Source organism: Amycolatopsis sacchari, from assembly GCF_900114035.1.
In the GTDB taxonomy this organism is placed as follows: domain Bacteria; phylum Actinomycetota; class Actinomycetes; order Mycobacteriales; family Pseudonocardiaceae; genus Amycolatopsis_E; species Amycolatopsis_E sacchari.
The window spans coordinates 25,698-49,768 of record NZ_FORP01000034.1; the positions used below are offsets into that span (position 1 = coordinate 25,698).

26 protein-coding genes and 1 tRNA gene are annotated in these 24,071 nt (G+C 71.7%); 12 read left to right on the plus strand and 15 right to left on the minus strand.

Annotated features, from left to right (window positions below):
• Positions 1-125: 125 nt before the first annotated feature.
• Together BMZ92_RS33370 and BMZ92_RS33375 are read right to left on the minus strand one after the other, a co-directional pair.
• Positions 126-752, minus strand: a complete 627-nt coding sequence (locus BMZ92_RS33370; RefSeq protein WP_091515996.1) for a hypothetical protein — start codon at positions 750-752, stop codon at positions 126-128.
• Between the two features lie 23 nt (positions 753-775).
• Positions 776-1,363 carry a TetR/AcrR family transcriptional regulator gene (locus tag BMZ92_RS33375; protein WP_091515999.1) on the minus strand — a complete coding sequence of 196 codons (588 nt, stop codon included), beginning with the start codon at positions 1,361-1,363 and terminating at the stop codon, positions 776-778.
• 83 nt (positions 1,364-1,446) lie between these two features.
• On the opposite strand from BMZ92_RS33375, the gene BMZ92_RS33380 reads away from it, so the two are divergent.
• The gene (locus tag BMZ92_RS33380; protein WP_091516002.1) at positions 1,447-2,448 is read left to right on the plus strand and encodes a Gfo/Idh/MocA family protein; all 1,002 of its coding nucleotides are present in this window, start codon (positions 1,447-1,449) and stop codon (positions 2,446-2,448) included.
• Here BMZ92_RS33380 and BMZ92_RS33385 read toward each other — a convergent pair.
• Positions 2,432-3,454 (minus strand): aminotransferase class V-fold PLP-dependent enzyme, encoded by a 1,023-nt coding sequence (locus tag BMZ92_RS33385; protein WP_091516005.1) that lies wholly within the window; start codon positions 3,452-3,454, stop codon positions 2,432-2,434. The two genes, BMZ92_RS33380 and BMZ92_RS33385, sit on opposite strands and share 17 nt — an antisense overlap.
• A gap of 128 nt (positions 3,455-3,582) precedes the next feature.
• On the opposite strand from BMZ92_RS33385, the gene BMZ92_RS33390 reads away from it, so the two are divergent.
• Together BMZ92_RS33390 and BMZ92_RS33395 are read left to right on the plus strand one after the other, a co-directional pair.
• The gene (locus BMZ92_RS33390) at positions 3,583-4,329 is read left to right on the plus strand and encodes a rhomboid-like protein (RefSeq protein ID WP_177228984.1); all 747 of its coding nucleotides are present in this window, start codon (positions 3,583-3,585) and stop codon (positions 4,327-4,329) included.
• A gap of 11 nt (positions 4,330-4,340) precedes the next feature.
• Positions 4,341-5,117, plus strand: coding sequence for a tyrosine-protein phosphatase (locus BMZ92_RS33395; RefSeq protein ID WP_091516007.1), 777 nt, complete (start codon positions 4,341-4,343; stop codon positions 5,115-5,117).
• Between the two features lie 6 nt (positions 5,118-5,123).
• On the opposite strand, the gene BMZ92_RS33400 is transcribed toward BMZ92_RS33395, so the two are convergent.
• Positions 5,124-5,825 (minus strand): FadR/GntR family transcriptional regulator, encoded by a 702-nt coding sequence (locus tag BMZ92_RS33400; protein ID WP_091516066.1) that lies wholly within the window; start codon positions 5,823-5,825, stop codon positions 5,124-5,126.
• Positions 5,826-5,969: 144 nt separating this feature from the next.
• On the opposite strand from BMZ92_RS33400, the gene BMZ92_RS33405 reads away from it, so the two are divergent.
• Complete coding sequence (locus BMZ92_RS33405) at positions 5,970-7,286, plus strand: MFS transporter (RefSeq protein ID WP_091516009.1); 1,317 nt, start codon at positions 5,970-5,972, stop codon at positions 7,284-7,286.
• Here the strand turns inward: BMZ92_RS33405 and BMZ92_RS33410 are convergent, their stop codons facing one another.
• The 3 genes from BMZ92_RS33410 to cysD are packed head-to-tail and all read right to left on the minus strand — an operon-like array spanning position 7,287 to position 10,525.
• Complete coding sequence (locus BMZ92_RS33410; protein ID WP_091516012.1) at positions 7,287-7,796, minus strand: pyridoxamine 5'-phosphate oxidase family protein; 510 nt, start codon at positions 7,794-7,796, stop codon at positions 7,287-7,289.
• A 1-nt stretch (position 7,797) separates the two neighbouring features.
• Positions 7,798-9,612 carry an adenylyl-sulfate kinase gene (gene cysC, locus BMZ92_RS33415; protein WP_091516014.1) on the minus strand — a complete coding sequence of 605 codons (1,815 nt, stop codon included), beginning with the start codon at positions 9,610-9,612 and terminating at the stop codon, positions 7,798-7,800.
• Position 9,613: 1 nt separating this feature from the next.
• Positions 9,614-10,525 carry a sulfate adenylyltransferase subunit CysD gene (cysD, locus tag BMZ92_RS33420; protein WP_091516016.1) on the minus strand — a complete coding sequence of 304 codons (912 nt, stop codon included), beginning with the start codon at positions 10,523-10,525 and terminating at the stop codon, positions 9,614-9,616.
• Positions 10,526-10,584: 59 nt separating this feature from the next.
• Between cysD and BMZ92_RS33425 the strand changes: the two genes are divergently transcribed.
• From BMZ92_RS33425 to BMZ92_RS33440, 4 genes are read left to right on the plus strand one after another with little or no spacing between them, the layout of a single operon-like run.
• A complete protein-coding gene (locus tag BMZ92_RS33425) occupies positions 10,585-11,070 on the plus strand; it encodes a nuclear transport factor 2 family protein (RefSeq protein ID WP_091516070.1) in 486 nt (161 codons plus the stop codon).
• Between the two features lie 11 nt (positions 11,071-11,081).
• Positions 11,082-12,245 carry a hypothetical protein gene (locus BMZ92_RS33430; RefSeq protein WP_091516018.1) on the plus strand — a complete coding sequence of 388 codons (1,164 nt, stop codon included), beginning with the start codon at positions 11,082-11,084 and terminating at the stop codon, positions 12,243-12,245.
• Positions 12,245-13,021: an SDR family oxidoreductase gene (locus BMZ92_RS33435; RefSeq protein WP_091516023.1), complete on the plus strand. Its 777-nt coding sequence runs from the start codon at positions 12,245-12,247 to the stop codon at positions 13,019-13,021. The genes BMZ92_RS33430 and BMZ92_RS33435 overlap by 1 nt, the downstream gene beginning before the upstream one ends.
• Complete coding sequence (locus BMZ92_RS33440) at positions 13,018-14,169, plus strand: sulfotransferase family protein (protein WP_091516025.1); 1,152 nt, start codon at positions 13,018-13,020, stop codon at positions 14,167-14,169. Before BMZ92_RS33435 ends, BMZ92_RS33440 begins: the two co-directional genes overlap by 4 nt.
• Before the next feature lie 240 nt (positions 14,170-14,409).
• Here BMZ92_RS33440 and BMZ92_RS33445 read toward each other — a convergent pair whose 3' ends face one another.
• From BMZ92_RS33445 to BMZ92_RS33470, 6 genes are all read right to left on the minus strand, one after another.
• Entirely contained in the window at positions 14,410-15,012 is a 603-nt protein-coding gene (locus BMZ92_RS33445) for a hypothetical protein (RefSeq protein ID WP_143250004.1), read from the minus strand.
• Positions 15,013-15,189: 177 nt separating this feature from the next.
• Positions 15,190-15,900: an SDR family NAD(P)-dependent oxidoreductase gene (locus BMZ92_RS33450; RefSeq protein WP_245783407.1), complete on the minus strand. Its 711-nt coding sequence runs from the start codon at positions 15,898-15,900 to the stop codon at positions 15,190-15,192.
• Between the two features lie 8 nt (positions 15,901-15,908).
• A complete protein-coding gene (locus tag BMZ92_RS33455; protein WP_091516032.1) occupies positions 15,909-16,664 on the minus strand; it encodes an SDR family NAD(P)-dependent oxidoreductase in 756 nt (251 codons plus the stop codon).
• Complete coding sequence (locus BMZ92_RS33460) at positions 16,664-17,983, minus strand: MFS transporter (protein WP_091516033.1); 1,320 nt, start codon at positions 17,981-17,983, stop codon at positions 16,664-16,666. The genes BMZ92_RS33455 and BMZ92_RS33460 overlap by 1 nt, the downstream gene beginning before the upstream one ends.
• Before the next feature lie 28 nt (positions 17,984-18,011).
• A complete protein-coding gene (locus BMZ92_RS33465; RefSeq protein WP_091516036.1) occupies positions 18,012-18,890 on the minus strand; it encodes a polysaccharide deacetylase family protein in 879 nt (292 codons plus the stop codon).
• Position 18,891: 1 nt separating this feature from the next.
• Entirely contained in the window at positions 18,892-19,911 is a 1,020-nt protein-coding gene (locus BMZ92_RS33470) for an asparaginase (protein WP_091516073.1), read from the minus strand.
• 155 nt (positions 19,912-20,066) lie between these two features.
• Between BMZ92_RS33470 and BMZ92_RS33475 the strand changes: the two genes are divergently transcribed.
• Entirely contained in the window at positions 20,067-21,080 is a 1,014-nt protein-coding gene (locus BMZ92_RS33475; RefSeq protein WP_245783408.1) for a LacI family DNA-binding transcriptional regulator, read from the plus strand.
• Here the strand turns inward: BMZ92_RS33475 and BMZ92_RS33480 are convergent.
• Entirely contained in the window at positions 21,040-21,891 is an 852-nt protein-coding gene (locus BMZ92_RS33480) for a helix-turn-helix transcriptional regulator (RefSeq protein ID WP_091516076.1), read from the minus strand. The genes BMZ92_RS33475 and BMZ92_RS33480 overlap by 41 nt on opposite strands.
• Before the next feature lie 102 nt (positions 21,892-21,993).
• Here BMZ92_RS33480 and BMZ92_RS33485 point away from each other — a divergent pair, with 102 nt between their 5' ends.
• From BMZ92_RS33485 to BMZ92_RS33495, 3 genes are all read left to right on the plus strand, one after another.
• A complete protein-coding gene (locus tag BMZ92_RS33485) occupies positions 21,994-22,422 on the plus strand; it encodes a nuclear transport factor 2 family protein (RefSeq protein WP_091516041.1) in 429 nt (142 codons plus the stop codon).
• Positions 22,419-23,261 (plus strand): NAD(P)H-binding protein, encoded by an 843-nt coding sequence (locus BMZ92_RS33490; protein ID WP_091516044.1) that lies wholly within the window; start codon positions 22,419-22,421, stop codon positions 23,259-23,261. Before BMZ92_RS33485 ends, BMZ92_RS33490 begins: the two co-directional genes overlap by 4 nt.
• A 325-nt stretch (positions 23,262-23,586) precedes the next feature.
• Positions 23,587-23,663 (plus strand) — tRNA-Ile (locus tag BMZ92_RS33495).
• A 138-nt stretch (positions 23,664-23,801) separates the two neighbouring features.
• On the opposite strand, the gene BMZ92_RS37120 is transcribed toward BMZ92_RS33495, so the two are convergent.
• Complete coding sequence (locus BMZ92_RS37120; RefSeq protein ID WP_143250005.1) at positions 23,802-23,987, minus strand: hypothetical protein; 186 nt, start codon at positions 23,985-23,987, stop codon at positions 23,802-23,804.
• Between the last annotated feature and the right edge of the window lie 84 nt (positions 23,988-24,071).

Genomic DNA, 24,071 nt, shown 5'->3' on the forward strand with positions numbered 1-24,071 from the left:
CTTCGGCAGGCTCGCGGCGGACGGCGACTTCCCCGCGGCCACGACGACGAGCCTGCTGGTCGGCGCCGGACTGTTCCTGGTGGCGCTACTGGCCTGTTCCCTGCTGCCGCGAGCGGTGGCGGCGCCTAACCCAGCTGCGGTGCCAGATCCAGCGCCTCGGCGTTGACCCGGCCGAGCGTGCCGTCGTCGGCCCGGCCGTCGAAGAAGGCGGACAGCACGATCGTGACGCTCGCGCCCGTGGCGCGGGAGGCGTACTTGCCGTCGGCGAGTTTCGGGGCGTTCGGCAGTTTCGCGGTGCCGTCGCGGACGAGGTCGACGACGTTGCCGGTGCCGTCGCGGTCCACGAGCGCCTTCAGCTGCTGCGCCTGCGCCGCGTCGGGCATCGTGACCAGCACGACCGACACCAGGGCGTTTCCACCGCCCGCGGTCGTCGTGTACAGCGCTCGGGAGAGCCTGGCGCACGCGTGCTCGCCGAACCAGCGCTTGACGTCGGCGGTCGACTTGGCCACGCAGTCGGTCGACGCGACCGGCCCCTCGGTGAGGGTGAACGAGAACTGCTTCGCCGGCGGCTGGGCCACCGGGGCCGGGGTGCTGTCGCGCTGGACGAGCCACCACACGAGCCCCGCCACCACGGCGACGGCCACCAGCCCGGCGCCCTTGAGCAGCCAGCCTGCGCCTCGCCGCGGCTGCGCGGGAACGCGCGGCAGGGGCGCCGTGTCCCCACGGCCCGGAGGGTATTGCGGTCCGACCACGAGGGAACACCGTATCGGACGGTTCACCCTGACGTGTGCCTGTGGCGCAATCCGTCGAGGGTCAGCCCCAGGTTGCGCCGCCACTGCCCCTTCGGCGTGACCAGGCCGAGCGTGTGGTCGCCGGGCAGCACGGCGGCCAGCAGGAACGCGACGTCGCGCCAGCCGACGTCCGGCCGCAGCACCCCGGCGCGCTGGGCGCGCTCGACCAGTTCCCGCAGCCGCCGCCGGATCCTCGCCAGCGGGGCGGCGAGGTCGAGCGCGGTCCCGCCGAGCGCTTCACGCACCCCGCAGCTCGTGGCCCGCAGCCGCACGTAGTCGTGGGCGAACCGCGCGAACCCCGCCCACGGGTCCGGATCGGTCAGCGCGTCCTCGGCGAGTGCGGTCATCTCGTCGAGCAGGTCGGTGAGCACCGCCTCCAGCAACGCTTCCCGCGAGGACAGGCGGCGGTAGAACGTGCCGATGCCGACGCCGGCCCGGCGCGCGATCTCGTGGGCCGTGACCTCGATGCCGACCTCCGCCAGCGCCTCGCGTGCCGCGTCGACGAGCCGCGCCACGTTCCGCCGCGCGTCCGCCCGCGCCCCGTCCTCCTGCAACCGCTCCACCGCGCCCACGGGCCGACCCTAGCAAACGGACTCGGCGGGTCCGGTTAGGCTTGAAACGGACGCAGCTAGTCCGTTTACTGGAGGTGGACACGATGACCATCAGGGTCGGGATCCTCGGCGCCAGCCCGGACCGCGGCTGGGCCGGGCGCTCGCACATCCCCGCCTTGCGGCGGCTGGACGGCTACGAGCTGGCGGCGGTCGGGACGAGCCGGGCCGAAAGCGCCGCCCGGGCGGGGGAAGCGTTCGGCGTGCCCGCCTTCACCGATCCGCGGGCACTCGCCGAGGCGGTGGACCTCGTCGTGGTGACCGTCCGGGTGCCCGCGCACGCCGAGCTCGTGCGGGCGGCACTCGCGGCGGGCAAGGACGTCTACTGTGAGTGGCCGCTGGCCCGCACCGCCCGGGAAGCCGAGGAGCTGGCGGCGGAAGCGGAAGCCGCCGGGGTGCGGACGGTCGTCGGCCTGCAGGCCCGCTACTCCCCCGCCCTCGTGCGCGCCCGCGAGCTGCTGCCCTCCCTCGGGCGCCTCACGTCGATCACGGTGTACGCGGCACGGGGCAAGGGCGCGGAGGACGTCGTGCCGGAGTGGACGGCCTACACCTACGACGCCGCGTCAGGAGCGGGGCTGGTCGAGGTGTACGGCGGGCACACCCTCGACGCGATCGCCTTCCTGGGCGGTGAGATCACGGACCTGTCGGCCGCGGTGTCGGTCCAGCGCGCGCACCACGTCACCGACACCGGCCGCTCGATCGAGGTCACCGCACCCGACCACTTCCTGGCACACGCCACGCTCGCCGGAGGGGCGGTGGCGTCACTGCACGTGCACGACGGCCGGGTCGGCGGCTCCCGCGTGCGGATCGAGATCACCGGCACCCGGGGCGACCTGACGCTGACCGCCGACGCGGACGGCGACCCGCTCGGCGGCCAGCTGCAGATCAGCCCGCTGCGCGGGATCGACGTGCCGGAGCCGGACCTGCCCGCGGAAGCGGTGAACGTGGCCGGGCTCTACCGCGCGTTCGCGGCCGGGGCGCCGGTGCCCGGCTTCGCGGCGGGCGTCCGGCTGCACCGGCTGCTGGAGACCGCTACCGCACGGCCTTGAGCACGAGGTCCAGGTCGTCGGTGGTGTTGTACAGGTGGAAGCCCACCCGCACCTTGCCCGCTCGGGCGCTGGCGACCACGCCCGCGGCGCGGAGGCGTTCGGCGTCGCCGTCGAAGGAGACGATGGCGCTGCCCGCCTCCGGCAGGCCGAGGCGCACGCGCAGGGTGTCGGCCAGCCCGACGCAGTGCTCCCGGACGGACTCCAGGTCCAGCGAAGCCAGGTACGGCAACGCAACCGCGGCGCCGACGTGCGCGAGCCACACCGGCGAAAGGTCGTACCGCCGCGCGCTCCCGGCGAGCCGCGCCGGCAGGCCGTACAACGCCTGCCACGGGTCCTCCCCCGCGTACCAGCCGGCGGCGACCGGGACGCCGCGGTCGAGCACGCGGGGGTGGACCGCGAGCCACGCCGCCCCGCGCGGCGACATCAGCCACTTGTAGCCCGCCGCGACCACCCAGTCCGCCCAGTCCAGCCGCAGCGGCAGCCAGCCCACCGCCTGCGTCGCGTCGAGCATCACGGGAACCCCCGCGGCCTCGCTCGCCGCACGCAGCGCGTCGAGGTCGAGCTGCGCGCCGTCGGCGGACTGGACCACGCTGACCGCGACGAGGTCGTACCCCGCCACCCGCTCCGGCAGCTGCGCGAGCGGGGCCTCGGTGACGGTGACGCCGCGGTGCGCGTGCGCCGCGAACGGGAACGTGACGCTGGTGAACTCCCCCTCCGCGACCAGCACTTTCGCCCCGTCCGGCAGTCCGGACGCCACCACGCCCAGCAGCTGCGAGACGGCGGCCCCGATGGCGACGCGTTCGGCCGGCACGCCGATCAGGTCCCCGAACGCCTGCCGGGACCGCGCCACCGGCTCGTCGAAGTCACCGGGGGTGGCGGCGCCGCGGCGCCAGTCCTCGACCGCCGCCGCCACCGCGTCGGCCACGGGGGCCGGGGGGACGCCGATGCTGGGGGTGTTGAGGTAGCCGTCCGGGACGTCGAACCCGGCGCCGAAAGCGGTGCGCATGCCCCCAGCCTGCCCGATCCCGGCGAGCGGATCACGGGATTTCGGCGCACAGTGGGAAAGTGCGTCTTCTCAGCGGACTCACAGCGCGCGGCTGGTTGGCTTTCAGGGTGAGCCACCACACTGGCCGCGTGCCCACAGACACGATCACCCCGCACGGCCGTCCGCGGTGGACCACCCGCGCCGCCGTACTGCTGCCCGGTCCCGGCACCACCCCGTTCACGTTCTGGTACCTCGCGGTGCTGCTCGCGACCACGGTGCTGCAGCGCGTCGTGGGCGAATCGGTGTCGGCGGAGCTGCTCGCGGAGGCCAGCACGGACGCCCACAACCTGTGGCACCGCCCCGTGTCCAGCCTGATCAGCAGTGCGCTGTGGATCGACGACTCGGGCTGGCTGGTCTACGTGCTGATCTTCGCGGTGGCGGTCGCGCCGCTGGAACGCCGCGTCGGCGCGGGCTGGACGTTCGCGGTCTTCGCCAGCGGGCACGCGCTCGCGACGCTGGCCACGGAACTGCCGGTGATGGTGGCGCTGCGGGAGGGCTGGCTGCCGCCGACGGACGCGCACTGGCTCGACATCGGCGTCAGCTACGGCTTCTTCGCCACGGCGGGCGCGATGGTGCCGGTGCTGGAACGGCGGCTGCGGCTGCCCGCCGTGGTGCTGCTCGAACTCCTCGTGGGTGTGATCTACGTCGCTGACGAGCCGGGTTCGCTGCTGTCGGTGGTCACGCTCGCGGGGCACGCGATCGCCGTGCACATCGGGGTTCTGGGCTGGTGGGCGTGGTTGCGGCGGCGCGGGCTGACCGGCACGCTGCGGCTGCCCCGGCGGCGCCGTGATCCGGTTCGCCCGGACGCTCCCTTGGCCGGCTCGATCGCGCCGTGAACGATGGGGGCATGCAGTGGCTCGAACTCGAAGGGGCGGCCAACGCCCGTGACCTCGGCGGCCTGCCGACCGCCGACGGCGGGGTGATCGCGGACCGCACGCTGTTGCGCTCGGACAACCTGCAGGGCCTCACACCCGCGGACGTCAAGCTCCTCGTCGAGGACGTCGGGCTGCGGACGGTGGTCGACCTGCGCAGCACGCACGAGGTCGAGTCGGAGGGGCCGGGGCCGCTGCGCGCGGTCGAGCGGGTGCGGCACGTGCACCTGTCCGTCCTGCCCGAGCTCGGCGAGATGACCGACGCGGCGGTGGACGCGTTGTTCTCGCGCCGTGAGCGCACGCTGGAGCGTTACCCGGACGACCCGATGTGCGCGCTGTACCTGGGTTATCTGGAGGACCGGCCGGAAAGCGTGGTGCGCGCGCTGCGGACGATCGCGGACACGCCGGGTGCGGCGCTCGTGCACTGCGCGGCGGGCAAGGACCGCACGGGGGTCGTGGTGGCGCTGTCGCTGACGGTGGCGGGCGTCGAGCGCGAGGCGGTGGTGGCGGACTACGCCGCGAGCGGCACGCGGATCGCGGGGATCATGGCGCGGCTGCGGGCGTCGCCGACCTACGCGCCGGACCTGGAAAAACGCGGCGGCGACGACGAGAAGCACCGCCCGCGCCCGGAAACGATGGAAGCGTTCCTCACCCAGGTCGACGAGCGTTACGGCGGACCGCTGGCGTGGCTGGCGGAACACGGCTTCGGCGAGTCCGACGCCCAGCGGCTGCGGGAGAAGCTCGTGGCGTAGCGCCGGTCAGTCCGAAGTGGACTCACCGGCGTACCGGTGCACCAGTGACTGCGCCTCGCGCAGATGACTCACCGTCAGCTCCCTGGCCCGCTCCCCATCGGATTTCTCGATGGCGGCGAGGATTTCGCCGTGCTCCTCGACGGCCTTGGCGATCTGGCCGGGCAGGCGCAGCGCGGCGCGCCGTTCCTCGCCGACGAGGGACAGCACCGAGCGCAGCAGCCCGGCGACGTCGTCGTTGCCCGCGTTCTCCGCGATGACCCGGTGGAACTCGGCGTCGGTGGCGATGACGCGCAGCATGTCCCCCTTGGCCGCGGCGGCCGCCATCTCCGCCACGTTCGACCGCAGCCGCGCGAGCACCGGCTCGGTGTGCTCCGCCGCCAGCCGCTCCGCGAGCGTCGGCTCGACCATCATGCGGAGGTCGAACAGCCGGTCCACCAGCTGGTCGTGCTCGCGGAACCACGTGCGCAGCTCCCGGTCCGTGCCCTCGCGGTCCCGCACGTACGTCCCCGACCCCGGCCGGATCGACACGTACCCGATGGAGGCCAGCACCCGCAGGGCCTGCCGGAGCGAACCACGGCTGACGTCGAGCTGCTCGCACAGCTTCCGCTCGGAGGGCAGCCGCGAGCCCGCGGGCAGCTCCCCGCTGTCGATGAGCGCGCGCAGGTGGTCCACCGTCGCGCTCCAGACCTGCTCGTCGCCGGTGCTCACGACGGCATCCTGCCCGATCACCCGCGCCCTGTCGCGCGTCCCGCGGCCCGAAAATTGGTCCTACCAGTTGCTGATCGTCTCTGCTAGCGTCGCCTTCCGACGGTGTGGTCGGACGAGGACCGACCCGGGTGCCCGAGGAGAGGCATGTCCGAGCTGACGTCCGCGGCGTTGCGCAAGGCCACCAGGCGGCTGGTCCCCCTGATGGCGGTCTGCTACTTCGTCGCCTACCTGGATCGCACGAACCTCTCGGTCGCGGCGCTGACCATGAACGAGGAACTCGGGTTCACCGCGACCGCGTACGGCTTCGGCGCCGGCGTGCTCTTCCTCGGCTACATCCTGCTCGACGCCCCGAGCAACCTGATCATGCACCGCGTCGGCGCGCGGCGCTGGATGGCCCGGATCATGATCGTGTGGGGCCTCGTGGCGGCGGCGTGCGCGGCGATCTCCGGCGAGGTCAGCTTCTTCGTGCTGCGGTTCCTGCTCGGCATCGCCGAGGCCGGGTTCTTCCCCGGCATGATCCTGTACCTGACCTACTGGTTCCCCGCCGCGCGCCGGGCCACCGTGACCGGGCTGTTCATGGTGGCGGTGCCGCTGTCGACCGCGCTGGGCGCCCCGCTGGGCGGGCTGCTGCTCGAGCTCGACGGGGTCGCGGGGCTGAGCGGCTGGCGCTGGCTGTACCTGGCGGAGGGCCTGCCCGCCGTCTTCCTCGGCGTCGCGCTGCTGTGGCTGCTGCCCGACCGGCCCGCGAAGGCCAAATGGCTCACCGAGGACGAGCGCTCGGCGATCGAGGACGTGCTGACCCGCGAGCAGGCGGCGACCGAACGCGGCAACCCGCTGCCGGTGCGCAAGGCGTTGTTCAGCGGCCGGACGATCGCGCTCGGCCTGGTGTACTTCGGCATCGCGTTCGGGCTCTACGGCCTCGGTTTCTGGATGCCGCAGATCATCAAGTCCAGCCTGGCGATCAAGGACAACCTCAGCGTCACGCTGCTCACCGCCGCGCCCTACGCGATCGGCGCGGTGGCGATGGTGGTGTGGGGCCGGGCGTGCGACCGGACGGGCAGGTCGTCGACGTACACGATGCTGCCGATGGTGATCGGCGGGCTGGCGCTGGTCGTCTCGGCGTTCCTGACCAGCGCGCCGTGGCTCGGGTACGCGGGCCTGTGCGCTTGCGCCATCGGGGTGATGGCGGCGTTCCCGGCGTTCTGGACGCTGCCGTCGGCCTTCCTGGCCGGTGCGGCGGCCGCCGGGGCGATCGGCGTCATCAACTCGATCGGCAACCTCTCGGGCTTCATCGGCCCGTACTGGGTGGGCTGGATGTCCAGCCTGTTCGGCTCGGCGAAGTGGGGCCTGGTCACGATCGGGCTGGTGATGACGGCGGGCGGCGTGCTCGTGAAGTCACTCGGCGACGCGCCGCGCAGGCAGGCTTCGCAGACGTCCGCGCTCGCCACGCCGCAGAACTGATCAGTCGCTGCCGTTCAGGAACTCCGCCGTCGTGCCGCCCAGCGGCATCGGGTCGAGCCCGAGCTTGCGGTGGTCCCACGAACGCGTCCGCTCCGGGTCCACGCGCACCACGACACGCTTGTTCATCATCATCTCCACGAGCGGTTTCGCCTCGTCGGTGTACGGGCCGGTGTAGCGCTCCCACACGCTGACGCCGACGCGCCAGATGTCGTCGGGGTCGTCGCTGATCACGGCACGGCCCTCGATCGACACCCCACGCAGCTTGTCGTAGGTGTGCCCGTCCTCGATGAGCACCGTGATCCGGTCGTCGCGGCGCAGGTTCACGACCTTCTGCGACTTGACCTTCGTCTCGAACCAGATCTTCCCGTCCACGACCGCATACCACATCGCGACGAGGTGCGGGGTGCCGTTCGGGCCGAGGGTGGCCATCGTGGCGGTGCGGCTGCGCGCCACGAACGCCTCGATCTCGTCGTCGGTCATGCGGATCTGCGCGCGCTGGTTGACGCCCATGTCAGCCGTCCAGGAGGTTCAGGATGGCCGAGGCCATCGTCGTCGGGTCGCCGTCCCCCGGCCGCAGCACGAGTTCCGGCGCCACCGGCGGCTCGTACGGGTCGTCGACGCCGGTGAAGCCGCGGATCTCGCCGGCACGGGCGCGGGCGTACATGCCCTTCGGGTCGCGTGCCTCGCACACCTCCAGCGGCGTGTCCACGAAAACCTCCACAAAGGACAGTCCGGCGTCCTCGTGCGCCGCCCTGGCCTTGGCCCGGTCCGCGCGGTAGGGACTGATCAGCGACACTATCGCCACGATTCCCGCGTCGGCAAACAACTGCGCGACGGCCGTGACGCGGCGCACGTTCTCGGCGCGGTCGGCGGCGCCGAACCCGAGGTCGGCGTTGAGCCCGTGCCGCAGGTTGTCCCCGTCCAGCCGGTAGGCGGGCCGCCCGGCGGCGACGAGCAGGCGTTCCAGCTCGGCGGCGACGGTGGACTTGCCGGAGGCGGACAGCCCGGTGAGCCACACCGTCAGCCCGCGGGTCGGGCGCTCGTCACGGGTGACGGTCGCCGCGTGCCACACGACCGGCGTCGCGGCCCCGGTGATCATGCCGGCGGCGACGGTGTCGTTGGTGGTGTCGTCGACGAGGATGAAGCTTCCGGTGGCGCGGTTGCGGCGGTAGGGGTCGAACAGGACGGGCTGCCGCGTGCGCAGGTGGACGCGGCCGATCTCGTTGAGCGCCAGCGCGGCGGCGGACTCGTCGCGGTGCAGGGTGTTGACGTCGAGCCGGTAGTCGAGCGAGCGCACCTCCGCCCTGGTCTCGCGCGTGGTGTGCCGCAGGGTGTAGGTCGCGCCGGGGGCGAGCGTGCTGCGGTCCGAGAACCAGCACACCATCGCGTCGAGGTCCTGCCCGCTGTGCGGCCGGTTGCCGGGACGGCAGATCAGGTCCCCGCGCCCCACGTCGAGGTCGTCGGTGAGCCGGATCGTGACGGCCTGCGGGGCGAAGGCCTCGGCCAGTTCCCGGCCACCGGGCGCGACGATCTCGCGCACGCGCGTCCGCAGGCCGGACGGCAGCACGAGCACCTCGTCGCCGGGCTTGAACACCCCGCCCGCGAGGGTGCCGGCGTACCCGCGGAAGTCGTCGCGGCGGATCACGTACTGCACGGGGAACCGGGCGTCGACGAGGTTGCGGTCGGACGCGACGTGCACCTCCTCCAGGTGGTGCAGCAGCGGCACGCCCTCGTACCACGGCATGCTCGTGCTCCGGTGCACGACGTTGTCGCCGTGCAAGGCGGAAACCGGCACGAACGTCAGGTCGGGCACGGACAGCTTCATCGCGAACCGGCGGAACTCCTCGCGGATCTCGTCGAACCGCTCCCGCGACCAGCCGACGAGGTCCATCTTGTTCACGCACAGCACCAGGTGCGGGATCCCGAGCAGGCTGGCGAGGAACGCGTGCCGCCGCGACTGCTCCAGCACCCCCTTGCGGGCGTCGACGAGGATCAGTGCGAGGTCGGCGGTCGACGCGCCGGTGACCATGTTCCGCGTGTACTGCAGGTGGCCCGGGGTGTCGGCGATGATGAAACGGCGGCGCGGGGTGGCGAAGTAGCGGTGCGCGACGTCGATCGTGATGCCCTGCTCGCGTTCGGCCCGCAGGCCGTCGGTGAGCAGCGCCAGGTTCGGGTAGTCCTCGCCGCGGTCGCGGCTGGCGCGCTCGACGGCGGCGAGCTGGTCGGTGAACAGCGTCTTGGAGTCGAACAGCAGGCGGCCGATGAGGGTGGACTTGCCGTCGTCGACGCTGCCCGCCGTGGCGAGCCGCAGCAGCTCCTGGGGCATGTCAGAAGTACCCTTCCTTCTTCCGGTCCTCCATGCCCGCCTCGGAAATGCGGTCGTCGGCGCGCGTGGCGCCCCGTTCGGTGAGCCGCGTGGCGGCGGTTTCGGCGACGACCTCCTCGGCCGTCGCGGCGGTGGACTCCACGCAACCGGTGCACGTCGCGTCGCCCACCGTGCGGAAGCGGACCGTGGCCTCGTAAGGGTGTTCACCGTCCAGCAGGCGCAGGTGCCGCGTGTGCGCGAGCAGCATCCCGTCGCGTTGCACGACCTGGCGCCGGTGCGCGTAGTACAGCGACGGCAGCTCGATGTCCTCCGCCGCGATGTAGGACCAGATGTCGAGCTCGGTCCAGTTGGACAGCGGGAAGACGCGGATGTGCTCGCCGCGCCGGTGGCGCCCGTTGTAGAGGTGCCACAGCTCCGGGCGCTGGTTGCGCGGGTCCCACTGGCCGAACTCGTCCCGGAAGCTGAACACGCGTTCCTTCGCGCGGGCCTTCTCCTCGTCGCGCCGGGCCCCGCCGAACACGGCGTCGAAAGCGTTTTCCCGGATCAGGCGCAGGAGCGTCACGGTCTGCAAGCGGTTGCGGGAGGCTCGTGGGCCGGTCTCCTCGGTCACCCGCCCGGCGTCGATGTCGTCCTGCACGGAACCGACGACGAGCCGCAGGTGGTACTTCTCGACGGTGCGGTCACGGAAGTCCAGCACCTCGTCGAAGTTGTGCCCGGTGTCCACATGCGACACCGGGAACGGCAGCGGCGCGGGCCAGAACGCCTTGCGTGCGAGGTGCAGCATCACCACCGAGTCCTTGCCGCCGGAGAACAGCAGCACCGGCCGCTCGAACGTGGCCGCGACCTCGCGGAAGACGTGCACCGACTCGGCCTCGAGCGCCTCGAGGCCCGACAGCTCGTAGGCCGTGGTCACGAGCTCGAAATTAGAACACGTTCTTGCTTTCGGTCAATCCCCGGAGCATGCTGGGCGGCATGGACCTCGGCGTGCTCGAAGACATCAGGCGGGTCAAGCACCGCTACCTCCGCTGCGTGGACCTCAAGCGCTGGGACGACGTCGCCGACACCCTCACCCCCGAGGCGACGGCGAGCTACGGCACGCCGACCTACGGGGAGCCGATCTCGCTGACCGGGCGCGAGGCCATCGTCGGGTTCCTCCGCGAGAAGCTCGGCGGAAGCCTGATCACCACACACTTCGCGGTGCAGCCGGAGATCGACGTCGACGGCGACACCGCGACCGGGTTGTGGCCGTTCGAGGACACGGTCATCGCGCCGGAGCACCGGATCATGATCAAGGGCGCGGCGGTGTACGAGGACACCTACCGCCGCTGCGAGGACGGGCGCTGGCGCATCACGCACACCGGCTACACCCGGACGTACGAGTTCATGCTGTCCTTCGACGACGTGCCGAGCCTGCGCTTCACAGCGAACCGCTGGACATCCGTAGAGAACGCGTTCTAGGGGGCCGCGCGATGCTGACGGACAAGTTCGCCGCCGCCATCGCGGAGGCCGAGAAGGTCATCGCCGAGGCGCCGCACGTCCGCGACGAACAGGACCTCGTCGAAGGCTACGACTACCTCGCGGGCAGCATCCGCGCCTCGCTCCAGATGGCGTGGGCCTACGAGCGCGACTTCCCGTTCTTCGTCCAGTCCACAGGCCCGTACACGAAGATGGGGCTGGACAACCCCGACACCCTGTACTTCCACTCCTACCTGCGCGACAACGCGGAGTACGTCGTCACGGGCACGCGCGGCACGACGCGTGACCTCAGCTTCCAGATCCTCAACGGCGACTACTCCCCCGCCGACGTGCCGGACAGCCTGACCGCCTTCGACGACCGCGAGATCGAGATCGGCCCGGACGGGGACTACGAAATCCGGTTCGGTCCCGGCAAGGCGGGACCGAACTACTTCACGCTCGGCCCGGGTTCGGCGATGCTCGTCGTACGCGAGGTGTACAGCGACTGGACCGGCGAAGAACGCGGCACGATCAGGATCGCGCGGGCGGATCACGTGGGTCACGCACCGCCTCCGTTGACCCGGGACGTGCTGGAGAAGCGGTACGGCGTGGCCGGCAAGCTCCTGCTGTCCCGGCTGCGGACGTTCCTGGCGTTCCCGAAGTGGTTCTACCTGGACCTGCCGGTCAACACGATGACCGAACCGCGTTCGACCCCGGGCGGGCTGAGCACGCAGTTCTCCTCCGCGGGGCACTACGAGCTCGCCGACGACGAGGCGATGATCGTGACGGTGCCGAAGTCGGACGCGCCGTACCAGGGCATCCAGCTCGGCAGCATGTGGTACATCTCGCTGGACTACGTCAACCACCAGACGAGCCTCACCGCCGACCAGGCGCACCTGGACCCGGACGGCAAGCTGCGGTTCGTGATCAGCGAGCGCGATCCCGGCGTGGTGAACTGGCTGGAGCGCACCGGGCACCGGCGCGGGTACGTGCAGATCCGCTGGCAGCGGCTGTCCCGCGCGCTCGGGCCCGAGGACGGGCCGGAGGTGTCGGTGGTCAAAGTGGACGATCTGCCCGCGCGGTTGCCCTACTACGACGAGGCGAAGATCGCGCCGGACGGGTTCGCGGCGCGCATCGCGGCCCGGCAGGCCGCCGTCGCGAGGAGGATGCTCGGCTGATGTTGTTGCGGGACAAGGTGGTCGTCGTGTCCGGCGTCGGGTCCGGGCTGGGCCGGGCGATCGCGGTGCAGAGCGCGCGGGCGGGGGCGGACGTCGTGCTGGCGGCGCGGACGGAGTCCCGGCTCGCGGAGGTCGCCAAGGAGGTCGCGGAGATCGGTCGGCGGGCGGTGGTGGTACCGACCGACATCGACGACGAAGCCGCCGCGCGCCGGCTGGTCGAGTCCTCTGTGGACGCTTTCGGTCGAGTGGACGCCTTGGTGAACAACGCCTTCGCGATGCCACCGATCACCGGGCTCGCCGAAGTCGGACTGCCCGAGCTGCGGGCGGCACTGGAGACGAACGTGCTAGCCACGCTCCGGCTGACCCGGTTGTTCGTGCCGGAGCTGGAGAAGACCCGCGGCTCGGCGGTGATGATCAACTCCGCGGTGCTGCGGCACTCGCGGCAGGGGTTCGGGCCGTACAAGACGGCGAAGGCGGCGCTGCTGGCGGTCGCGCAGGCGCTGGCGACCGAGCTCGGGCCGCGCGGGGTGCGCGTGAACTCGGTGGCGCCCGGCTACATCTGGGGCGACCACCTGAAGTTCTACTTCGCCTACCTGGCCCAGCAACGCGGCGTGACGGCGGAACAGGTTTACGAGGAGACGGCCGCGACGATCGACCTGCGGAAGCTGCCGGAGCCCGAGGAGATCGCCGACGCGGTGGTGTTCCTGGTCTCGGACCTGGCGCGCGCGATCACCGGGCACTGCCTGGACGTCAACGGCGGGGAGTACCACTCATGACGCGCGAGAACGTCGGCACGGTCGAGGATCTCCACGCCTCCGCCACCCGGTTCACGGGCCTCGACGACTTCGGCGACGACGACTACCGCGAAGGCCTCGCGGTCCTGCTGGAGTCGTACGAGCGCGACGCGTCACTCACGCCGTTCGGGCGGCGGGTCAAGCGCGCGTTCCTGCGGGGCGCGCTGATCGCCCGGCTGCTGAGCGAGGCGGCGTGGAAGCGCTTTCCCGAACACGCGGACGTCCCGATCGAGCGACCGATCTTCGTCACGGGCCTCCCCCGCACGGGCACGACGGCGTTGCACCGGCTGCTCACCGCCGATCCGGCGCACCAGGGGCTGGAGGTGTGGCTGACGGAGGTCCCGCAGCCTCGCCCGCCGCGGGCGACGTGGGCGGACAACCCGGTGTTCCAGCGGATCCAGGCCGGGTACGAGCAGCACCACGTCGAGCACCCGGAGTTCCTCGGCGCGCACGAGATGTCGGCGGACCAGGTCGAGGAGTGCTGGCAGCTGCTGCGGCAGTCGGCGAAGTCGGTGTCCTACGAGTGCCTGGCGTACCTGCCGACGTACTCGGAGTGGTTGCGGCGGCAGGACTGGACGGACGCCTACCGGCGGCACCGGCGGAACCTGCAGCTGATCGGGTTGCCGGACAAGGACCGGCGGTGGGTGCTGAAGAACCCGAGCCACCTGTTCGCGCTGGACGCGCTGATGGCTGTGTACCCGGATGCGCTGGTGGTCCAAACCCACCGCACGCCGTCGACGATCATCGCCTCGGTGTGCAGCCTGAACGAGCAGGCCGCGGCGGAGTGGTCGACCGTCTTCCACGGGGAGACCGTGGGGCGCACGCAGTTGGAGCTGTGGTCGCGCGGCGCGTCGGAGTTCCTCGATGCCCGCAAGCGCTATGACGCGGCCCAGTTCTGCGATGTGGACTACGCGGATTTCATGGCGGACCCGGTGGGCACGGTCGAGGGGATTTATCGCCATTTCGACTTGCCGTTCACGCCGTCCGCGCGGGCGGAGATGACGCGGCTGCAGCGGGAAAGCGCTTCCCGCCCCGGCCACCGGTACGCGCTGGAGGATTTCGGGTTGACCGTCGAGCAGGTCGATGAACGCTTCGCGCGCTACCTGGAGGCGCACGCCCCGAACAGGTGATGGGGCGCGGGTCTCGCTACCTGCGCGCGCCTTCACGACGTGACGTGACCCAAACCCCACTACCTGCGCGCGCACGCCCTCACGACGTGCCCGGCCCGGATCCCGCCACCTGCACGCCCGTGCCCTGACGACGCGACCCGGCCCGAACCCGCTACCTGCGCGCGCACGCCCTCACGACGTGCCCGGCCCGGATCTCGCTACCTGCTCGCGCCTTCACGACGTGACGTGACCCAAACCCCACTACCTGCGCGCGCACGCCCTCACGACGTGCCCGGCCCGGATCTCGATGTCCAGCCACACCTCTTCGGCGAGCGCTCCTCGCACGACTGCTTCCTCCGGTTGTGTGAGCGCGAGCCACACGAGAAGGTCGGCAGCGTTGGCGGGCTCGTCGTCGACCAGATCCGGCTCGCGCCCGGGCGCGAGGTAGCAGCGCAGCGACCACGGCGGCCGGGCCAGCTCGGCCAGCAGGTGCCGCTCGTGCTCGACGTAGGACACGACGAGGTCGTCACCACTCAGCTTCTCCGGCCGACTCGGATCGACGTGGATGCGCACCGGCCGCCGGGCGTCGGGTTCCGGCACCGTCACAGCGCCGGAACCACGTCCGCAGTACGACCCCGGCGCCACCCACGGCCGCACGGCGTCGGCCAGCTCGGTGAGCCCCGCACACGCGACGGTCCGCCCGGTCGGGGCCGATACGAGCCAGCCGCCGGGCCGGGCCTGCACGCGCAGACCCGGCCGAGCAAGCGCTTTTACCGCGCCCGCGACCGCACCTCGGGCAGGCACGCTGGCGAGGAAGGGGCGGGCCCAGTCCACTGCGCCGTGCTCACCGCAGGCTCCGCACATCCCGCCTCCTTTCGCTCCTCGCCCTTCCGCGGCGGACGACGCCCTCACACCCGGCGATCCCGCTCGGCCGGACGGTATCGCCGAGCCTGTGAGCCTCAGCAGGCGACGGAGCCCAGGCCACCGCGCCCGGACCGCGCACCACGAGGCCAGGGACGGAGGCAAGCCCCGGAAAGCCCCTCACGGCATCACGTCACCCGAGTTCGGACCCAGCGTCTGTCCACAGTAGAGGTTCCCACCCGGATCGCTGGCCAACAGAACAGCCGTGGGCGCGACCTCCTCCGGCCGCCCGAAGCGGCCCAGCGGCAGTTCCGCCCGCTTCGCCGCCTTCCAGTCCTCCGTGATGCCCTCGACCATGGGCGTCTCGATCGGGCCCGGCGCGATCGCGTTCACCAGCACGCCCCGCCCCGACACCTCCAGCGCGAGCGACTTCGTCAGCCCGATCACGCCGGCCTTCGCCGCCGCGTAGTGCGCCAGCCCGTGCCCGCCCTTGATGCCGAGCTGCGAAGCGATGTTGATCACCCGCCCCTGCCCGCGTTCGACCATCCGCGGCACGACGTGGCGGCAGCACAGGAACACGCCCGTGAGGTCCACGGCCAGCGTTTGCGACCACGTCTCCAGCGACATCTCGGTCAGCGGCGACTCGGTGAGGATCCCGGCCGAGTTGACCAGGACGTCGATCTCCCCGAGCCGCCCGGTGGCCGCCGCGACGGCCGCGACCACCGAGTCCTCGTCCGTCACGTCGATCGGCACCGAGTCGAACGCCGCGCTCTCCGCCCGGTCCGCCACGACGACGCGCGCACCTTCCTTCACGAACGCGCTCGCGATGGCCTGCCCGATCCCGCTCGCGCCGCCGACGACGAGCGCGGTCCGGTTTTCCAGCAGTGACACCATTCCTCCTACGCCGGCATCCGCACGGTCAGCCCACCGTCCACCGTGATCGTCTGCCCGGTCACGTACGACGCCTCCGCCGACGTCAGGAACCGGATCACGGCGGCGATCTCCTCCGGCCGGGCCGGGCGGCCGAGCGGGATGTCCCGGCCGGCGCGCTCCAGCCCGTCCGGCCCGAGTGAGTTGACCGGGTCGAGCGACTGCGGCGTCACGACGTAGCCGGGCACGACCGTGTTCACCCGGATCCCGCGCGGCGCCAGCTCCACCGCCACGCTCCGGCTGAGCCCGAACACCCCGGCCTTCGCGGCGCCGTAGTGCGCGTGCTCGCCCCAGCCGTAGACGCCACCGGCGATCGACGACACCGCGACCATCGCACCCGGCCCGCTCATCCGCGCGGCCGCGGCGCGGAACACCCGCAGCACGCCGGTGAGGTCCACCTGCAGCAGGTCGTCCCACGCCGCGTCGTCGAGGTCGGCGAGCGCGGCCTTGCGCAGCACCCCGGCGTTGGCGACGGCGAAGTCCAGCCGCCCCCACTCGTCGAGCGCACGCTGTGCGAAAGCGTCCACTTGGGACGAGTCCCGCACGTCGACTTCGTGCACGACGCACTCCCCGCCGACCTCCTTCACGGCGGCGACCGTCTCCTGTGGATCGTGCGGGTCGCCGGGGAACGTGCCGACCACGGTCCGCACGCCCCGTTCCGCGTAGGCGACGGCCAGCGCGCGGCCGATGCCGCTCGCGGCGCCGCTGATGATCGCGACCTCCATCACGCCTCCAGCGTCTTGACCTTGCGGGCGGCGAACATCACCAGTCCCGAAGCGAACGTGCCCACCGCGCCGACCAGCAGCGCCGCCGTGTTCCAGTTCGAACCCGAGGCGAGCATCGCCGTGGTGATCACGCCGGCGAGGATCGCGCCCGGCTGGGAAAGCGCGTTCAGGAAAGCGGTTCCCGTGGCACGGCAACGGGTGTCGTAGCACTCTCCCATGTAGAACAGCAGCGCCGCGTACGGTCCGATGAGGAAGAACATCCCCAGCGAGTACAGCGTCACCACCGCGACGGTCCCGCTCGCGACGGTCAGCGTCAGCGTGAACAGCACACCCGAGATCAGCCAGCCGATCGCGATCACGTTCCGGCGGCCGAAGCGGTCACCGATCCAGCCGTGGAACACGTACCCGAGGTAGCCGATCGCGTTGATCACGATGAGCATCACCAGCGAGCCGGTGAAGCTGACGCCCTTGCCCGCCGTGAGCACCGTCGTGCCGAGCACGCTGAACACCTGGATGCCGAACCAGTTGACCAGCCACGCGAACCCGAGCACCAGCGTGTTCCGCAGCGCCGCGCCCTTGAAGATCGCCGCCAGCGGCGCCGACGGCTCGGCCGACACGCCGTACTCCCCCGCCAGCGCGGCCGCCTCGTCGGCCTTGCCCTGCTTGCGCAGCGCACGCAGCCGCTGCTCCAGCTCGAACTGCGGGCTCTCCTTCAGCCCGCGCCGCGCCAGCGCGATGACGACCGCGGGGAACACGGCGAGCAGGAAGCAGCCGCGCCAGCCGACCAGCGGCAGGAAGATCGCGACGAACGCCGACGCCAGCAGCACGCCGAGCGGCCACCCGCCCTGCACGAGGCTGTAGATCAGGCCCCGCCGCTTCTTGATCTTCTCGTCCTCGGTGACGGCGTAGATCTCGTTGAGGTACGTCGCGTTCACCGCCTGCTCGGACAGGCCGAGCCCGCCGAACGCCCGCACGCCGACGAGGTACCCCGCGCCGGGGGTGGCGGCGCTGAGCGCGGAGGCGACGGCGGTGCCGGAGACCGTCAGGATCATGCCGCGGCGGCGGCCGATCCGGTCGACGATCGGTCCCACCGCGAGCGCGACCACCGCCGTGCCGACCGAGACCAAAGTGGACACGAGCGACGCCGTGGAGTCGCTCCAGCCGAAGTGCCCGCCGATCTCCGGGAGCAGGGTGCCGAACAGGATGTAGTCGTAGACGGCGAACAGCCAGGCGAAGAACGCGATGATCGTCGCCCGGCGGGTGGCCTTGACCCCGACGCGGGGGAAGGAGCGCACACCGGTGGAAGGCGCAGTGGTCATGAGAGTGCCCTTCTGGGGAGGGTAGTGCTCAGGAACGGGGGAAACGCGCGAGGAAGTCGTCGGCGATCTCGTCGAAGGTCGACCAGCGCACGCCTTCGTGGCTGTTGATGTGCTCGATGAGGCGCTCGAGCATGAGCAGGTTCTGCGGGCGGCCGGAGACGTCCGGGTGGATGGTCATGGTGAACACGCCGTAGTCCAGCTCGCGGTAGACCCAGTCGAACTGGTCGCGCCACATCTGTTCGAGGTCACGCGGGTTGACGAAGCCGTGGCTGTTGGCGCTGGCCTTGACGAACATCATCGGGGGCAGGTCGTCGAGGTACCAGTTCGCCGGGATCTCGACGAGGTTCGTCTCCTCGCCGCGGACCAGCGGCTTCATCCACTCCTCGGCGGGCTTGGCGTAGTCGATCTTCGTCCAGCTGTCGCCGACGCGCACGTAGTACGGCGTGAAGTCGTTGTGCATCAACGAGTGGTCGTACTTGATGCCGCGTTCGAGCAGCAGCTCGTTGGTGACCGGGGAGAACTCCCACCACGGCGCGACGTAGCCGGTCGGCGCGCTGCCGGTGAGCTTCTCGATCAGCTCGATGCTGCGGTCGAGGATAGCGCTTTCCTGCGCGCGGGTCATCGCGATCGGGTTCTCGTGCGAGTACCCGTGCGCGCCGATCTCGTGCCCGGCGTCGACCACCATCCGCGTCTGGTCCGGGAACGTCTCGATCGAGTGGCCGGGGATGAACCAGGTCGTGCGCAGGTCGTTGCGCTCGAACAGCTTCAGCAGGCGCGGGACGGCGACCTCGCCGGCGAACATGCCGCGCGAGATGTCGCAGGGCGAGTCCTCGCCGCCGTAGGAGCCGAGCCAGCCGGCCACCGCGTCGACGTCCACGCCGAAGGCGACACGAATTTCCTTTGCCACGTCAGTACTTCCTTCCGAGAGACAGGGGGTTGCGGGCGCCGAAGGGGTTCTCGGCGTGCCGGGTGAGCTCCTCGGCCACGCGCACCGGATCGCGGTGGGCGGCCAGCAGGGCGGTCAGCAGGATGCGGGCCTGCGACGGGCGGAGCATCCCGGTGGGGACGGCTCCCGCCTCGACGAGGTCCACGCCACCGCCGTTGCCGTAGAGCGCGGCGACGGGCCCGGCGTGGACACGGGTGGACAGGGCGACGACGACACCGTCGGCGGTCAGCCGGGCGACGGCGTCGCGGATGCGCGGGTTGCCGTTGCCCGCGCCGGTCGCTTCGAGCACGACACCGGTCGCGCCCGCCGCGACCACGGCGTCCAGCGCGGCGGTGTCCACGCCGGGGTAGAGCGCGACGATGTCGACCCGCGCGTCGAGGCCGGTCAGCTCGACGCGCGGGCCGCGGGCGGGGGCCGCGGTGAACAGCACCGCGCCTTCGCGGACCTGGCCGACGGGACCGGCGTCGGGGGTGGAAAACGCCGCAGCGGCAAGGGTTTGCGTCTTGCGCGTACCCCTGGCGGCGAACACCGCCCCGTCGAAGGTGATCAGCGCGCCGCGGTCGCGGGCCCGTTCGTCGGCGGCGACGGTGATGGCGTCCGCGAGGTTGCGCGGGCCGTCGGTGTCGGCCGCGTCCGCCGGCCGCTGCGCGCCGGTGAACACCACCGGACGCGGGTCGTCGTGCACGAGGTCGGCGAGGAAAGCGGTTTCCTCCATGGTGTCCGTGCCGTGCGTGACCGCGACGCCGAGCACGCCCGGTTCGGCCAGCGCGGCGCGGATCTCCCGCGCGATGAGCGCCATGTCGGCGGGGGTGAGCAGGTAGCTGCCGACGCACAGCACGTCCCGGCCCTCGACGGGGACCGGCACGTCGAACGGCAGGCGGTCGAGCAGCGCGGACACCGCGTCGCTGGCGAGGCTCGCACCCCGCCCGTTCTGGCGCGACGCGATCGTTCCGCCCGTCGACAACACCACGACCTTGCTCACCATACCTCCTCGGAGTGACCACGGCGGTCACCTTCAGCTACCCAATCGTTTGGCCCAAACGTTTGGGTATCATGCACACGAGGAGGGGCCGCGGTCAATCAACTCGCTGTTACGATCGGGAAAGGCTCTGTAAACCCGCCGGGAGGCAGCGCGAAGTGGGCACGGAGAAGCAGCGACCCGTCACCCTGCGCACCCTGGCGGACCAGCTCGGGCTGCACGTCTCCACGGTGTCCCGGGTGCTGCACGCGAAGCCGGACGAAGGCGCGCGAGCGGCGTCAGGCGCGACGGTGGAGCGGATCCGCAAGCTGGCCGACGAGCTGGGCTACCGCCCCAACCCGCACGCGACGAGCCTGCGGACGCGGCGGAGCAACCTCGTCGGCGTGCTCGTGCCGCGCCTGTCGGACATCGTGCTCGCGACGATCTACGAGGGCATCGAGGAAGCGGCGGCGGAGCACGGACTGTCGACGTTCGTCACGAACACGCGGGACGTGCCGGAGGTGCAGCGGGCGCGCACCGAAATGGTGCTGGGCCGCCGCGTGGACGGGCTCATCTTCGGTGATGCCTACGCCGACGGGGAATTCCTCGCTTCCGTCGCCGCTCGCGGTGTCCCGTTCGTGCTGGTGAGCCGCCGCTCGGGCGAGTACCCGTCGGTGACGTGCGACGACTACGAAGGCGGCAGGCTCGCGGCGGAACACCTGTTGTCGCTGGGGCATTCGCGGGTCGCGGTGATCGCGGGCGAGCCGTACGCCAGCACGGGAATCGACCGGACGGCGGGTTTCGTGGACGCCTTCGCGGCGGCCGGCTGCCCCGTGCCGGAGTCCCGCATCGTCCACACCCCGTTCGACGCGCGCGGCGGCCGCCTCGGCGCCGAGCGGCTCCTGGCGGAACGCCCGTCGGCGATCTTCGCGGTGAACGACTTCGCGGCAATCGGCGCCATCGGCGCGGCACGCGACGCGGGACTGCGGGTCGGCGAGGACATCGGGATCGTGGGCTTCAACGACACTCCTCTGGCGGCCGAGCTGCCGGTCCCCCTGACGACGGTGCGCTCCCCCATGCACGAGATGGGGTACCGGGGGTTGTCGTTGCTGGTGCGCCTGATGGCGGGCGAGACCGTCGAGCCGGAACGGCTTACGCCGAAGCTGATGGTGCGTGCTTCGACGACGGGGTGACCTCTGTCCCCTTTGGACTGAGGCGAGCCAGCGCGGCCGCGCTGGGGCTGCCCGGCTCCGCGGTGTACATCACCAGCCGGAGGTCGGTTCCGGGCACCAGCAGCGTGTGGCAGTCCAGCTCCAGTTCGCCGAAATCGGGATGGCGCAAGCGTTTGCGCAGCGTCGGGACCGGTTGCACGTCGTGCTCGCGCCAGCCGGCGGCGAACTCGGGGTTGTGTGCGGCGTAGGCGTTGACCAGCTCGGCGAGCACGCGGTCGGCCGGTCTGCGGGCGCTGGCCGCACGCAACTGCGCGGCCGACTGCCGGGCGAAGCGGCCCGGCTGTCCTGAACAGACTGTGCCACCCAGGCGCATGGCGATCCGCAGGACGTTGCGCTCCGCCACGGGCAGCTCCGCGAACTCGGTGATCAACGCGGCGGCGGCGGCGTTCCAGGCCAGGATGTCCTGCCGCTCGTCGGCCAGGTACGCCGGTACCGGGCCGAGGCGGTCCAGCAGCAGGCGGGCGTGGGCGGGCACCTCGGCGCGTCCGTCGTCCGGCCCGGGCGGGACCTGGCCGGCCAGGCGGGCGAGGTGCTCGCGTTCCACGCCGGTCAGCCGCAGCGCCGTGCCGAGCGCGGCCAGCACTTCGGGGGACGGGCGCGGTGCGCGGGCCTGTTCGAGACGTTCGTAGTAGCTGACCGACACCCCCGCCAGTGCGGCGACTTCTTCGCGCCGCAGGCCGGGGGTGCGGCGGCGGCCGGTCGCCGGTAGCTGGTCCGGCCGCAGCGCTTCCCGGCGGCGTCGCAGGAAGTCGGCCAGTTCCCCTTTGCTCATCACGTTCATGGTGGCACGGGGCGGCGGCGCGAGCCACGGACTGGCAGTCCGTGGCACAGCTGGGTGTGCCACGGTGCCGGACGGTCCGTGACTGTGGATGACATGACTCAACCCGAAGACCTGGTCCAGAAGATGCTGGATCTGCTGCTGGCCAAGGACATGAACGCGGTCGCGGACCTGTGGGCGGAGGACGGGGTGGCGGAGTTCCCGTTCGCCGCGGGAGCCTCGCCGCGGCGGCTGACGGGCCGCGAGGAGGTCCGCCGGTACCTGGCGAACTACCCCGAGCGGATCGACGTGCGGGAATTCCCGGCGCTGACGGTGTACCGCACGGATCACCCGGACACGATCGTGGTCGAGCTGACCGCGACCGGGCTCACCGTTCGTACTGGGGAGCCGTATCGGTTGGACTACATCGTGGTGGTGACGGTGCGGGACGGTCTCATCACGCGGTACCGGGACTACTGGAGCCCGCTGGCCGCGGCGTCGGCGGCCGGGGTGCTGCCGGAGTTGCTCGCGTCGGTCGCCCGATGAGCGCGGTACTGGTGACCGGCGGCACTGGGAAGACCGGGAGTGCGCTGGTCAGGCTGTTGCGGGAGCGCGGGGTCATGGCGAGGGTGGCGTGCCGCAAGCCGCCTGCGGGTGATCCGGACGCAGTCGCCTTCGACTGGACCGACCCGGCGACGCATGCTCGCGCGCTGGAGGGCGTGGACCGGGTTTTCCTGGTGCCACCGGTGAACAGCGTCGACCCGGTGCCGGTCGTCGCCCCGTTCCTGGCGGAGGCGGAACGGCGCGGGGTGCGGCGGGTCGTGCTGCTCGGAACGGCCATCGTGCTGCCGAACTCGCAGGAGTTGGCGGCCGAGGTGCGGGCGCGGCCGGGCTGGGTGGTGCTGCGCCCGTCGGGGTTCATGCAGAATTTTTTGAGCCCGCACCCGCTCGGCGAACGGATCCGCCGGGACGGCGAGATCCGCACGTCGGCCGGCGAGGGCCGCATCGGCTGGATCGACGCGCGCGACATCGCGTCGACGGCCGCCGTGCTGCTGTCCTGCTCCGACATTGACCCCGCGGAGCCCCGCGACCACCTGCTGACCGGCCCGAAGGCGCTGAGCTACCCAGACGCGGCGGCGATCATCTCGGCCCACACGGGCCGGCCGGTCCGCGTGGTGCACGCGGACAGCCGGGAGCTGTCGGCGCACTACCAGGCGGCCGGCGTGCCCGCCGCGTTCGCGGAGGCCCTCGTGGCGGTGGAGGCCCGCGTGCGAGCGGGCCGGGAGGACCAGGTGACCACGACGGTCCTCGACCTGACCGGGCACGCGCCCAGGTCGTTCGCGGAGTTCGCGCAGGAGCACGCGGGGGCGTGGTTGGCCGGGTGAGTTGGGGTGCGCCTCCGCGCTTGATGCCGCGGAGGCGCACCCGGGTGTTTGGTGTGCCTGTGGCGTTGGCCTGCGGGGCGGGCCCGGAGGCGGTCAGCGCCTTGACGCTCGGGGCGCGTGCCCGGCACGCCCGGGTGCGGGCGGGTCGGCGTGCCCGGCACGCCCGGGTGCGGGCGGGTCGGCGTGCCCGGCACGCCCGGGTGCGGGCGGGTCGGCGTGCCCACCTGCGGACCAGTCGGCACGCCCGCTGTCGGGCGCAGCCGGGTGCGTGCGGTATGTTGACGAACAACTCATAACGGCCGGGGTGCGCTCGCCCTGTGCCCTGGGGCCGGTAGCTCAGTTGGTTAGAGCAGGGGACTCATAATCCCTTGGCCGCGGGTTCGAGCCCCGCCCGGCCCACCAGCTGCGACCAAGCATGATTGCCAGAGAACTAGAACGCTTCGTCGACCTTGAAGATCGCCTCTTCTGGATTCGTCATCGCCGAATTGCTGTTCTCCGACTCGAACGTTCGCATTTTCAGTGGCCAACGCCAGAACGTGCTCACCGCGACGCCAAATACGCCCAGACGTTGAGGCCGATCACCACGACCAGCGCTCCGCACCACAGCAGCCACCAGCCCAGCGCCGCGTGCCGCGCCACGAGCCCGAGCACACCGGCGGCGAGGATCCCGACCGTGCCGACCGCGGTGAACAGCGACACGGCACTCGTCCGTGGATGGTCCTTCATGCGCTCGGGGTACCCACCCGGTCCCCGAGTCAACAAGATCACAGCTCGGGACGAGCACCGGGTTTTCGCTCCGGAACGGCCGTT

What these genes read in the sequence shown, in the direction of transcription:
- BMZ92_RS37120 (WP_143250005.1), bottom strand. Translation starts at nt 23,987, where the DNA reads ATGAAGGACCATCCACGGACGAGTGCCGTGTCGCTGTTCACCGCGGTC.
- BMZ92_RS33480 (WP_091516076.1), bottom strand. Translation starts at nt 21,891, where the DNA reads ATGAGCAAAGGGGAACTGGCCGACTTCCTGCGACGCCGCCGGGAAGCG.
- BMZ92_RS33435 (WP_091516023.1), top strand. Translation starts at nt 12,245, where the DNA reads ATGTTGTTGCGGGACAAGGTGGTCGTCGTGTCCGGCGTCGGGTCCGGG.
- BMZ92_RS33485 (WP_091516041.1), top strand. Translation starts at nt 21,994, where the DNA reads ATGACTCAACCCGAAGACCTGGTCCAGAAGATGCTGGATCTGCTGCTG.
- BMZ92_RS33490 (WP_091516044.1), top strand. Translation starts at nt 22,419, where the DNA reads ATGAGCGCGGTACTGGTGACCGGCGGCACTGGGAAGACCGGGAGTGCG.
- BMZ92_RS33460 (WP_091516033.1), bottom strand. Translation starts at nt 17,983, where the DNA reads ATGACCACTGCGCCTTCCACCGGTGTGCGCTCCTTCCCCCGCGTCGGG.
- BMZ92_RS33405 (WP_091516009.1), top strand. Translation starts at nt 5,970, where the DNA reads ATGTCCGAGCTGACGTCCGCGGCGTTGCGCAAGGCCACCAGGCGGCTG.
- BMZ92_RS33430 (WP_091516018.1), top strand. Translation starts at nt 11,082, where the DNA reads ATGCTGACGGACAAGTTCGCCGCCGCCATCGCGGAGGCCGAGAAGGTC.
- BMZ92_RS33445 (WP_143250004.1), bottom strand. Translation starts at nt 15,012, where the DNA reads ATGTGCGGAGCCTGCGGTGAGCACGGCGCAGTGGACTGGGCCCGCCCC.
- BMZ92_RS33395 (WP_091516007.1), top strand. Translation starts at nt 4,341, where the DNA reads ATGCAGTGGCTCGAACTCGAAGGGGCGGCCAACGCCCGTGACCTCGGC.
- BMZ92_RS33455 (WP_091516032.1), bottom strand. Translation starts at nt 16,664, where the DNA reads ATGGAGGTCGCGATCATCAGCGGCGCCGCGAGCGGCATCGGCCGCGCG.
- BMZ92_RS33410 (WP_091516012.1), bottom strand. Translation starts at nt 7,796, where the DNA reads ATGGGCGTCAACCAGCGCGCGCAGATCCGCATGACCGACGACGAGATC.
- BMZ92_RS33385 (WP_091516005.1), bottom strand. Translation starts at nt 3,454, where the DNA reads ATGCGCACCGCTTTCGGCGCCGGGTTCGACGTCCCGGACGGCTACCTC.
- BMZ92_RS33440 (WP_091516025.1), top strand. Translation starts at nt 13,018, where the DNA reads ATGACGCGCGAGAACGTCGGCACGGTCGAGGATCTCCACGCCTCCGCC.
- BMZ92_RS33425 (WP_091516070.1), top strand. Translation starts at nt 10,585, where the DNA reads ATGGACCTCGGCGTGCTCGAAGACATCAGGCGGGTCAAGCACCGCTAC.
- cysC (WP_091516014.1), bottom strand. Translation starts at nt 9,612, where the DNA reads ATGCCCCAGGAGCTGCTGCGGCTCGCCACGGCGGGCAGCGTCGACGAC.
- BMZ92_RS33380 (WP_091516002.1), top strand. Translation starts at nt 1,447, where the DNA reads ATGACCATCAGGGTCGGGATCCTCGGCGCCAGCCCGGACCGCGGCTGG.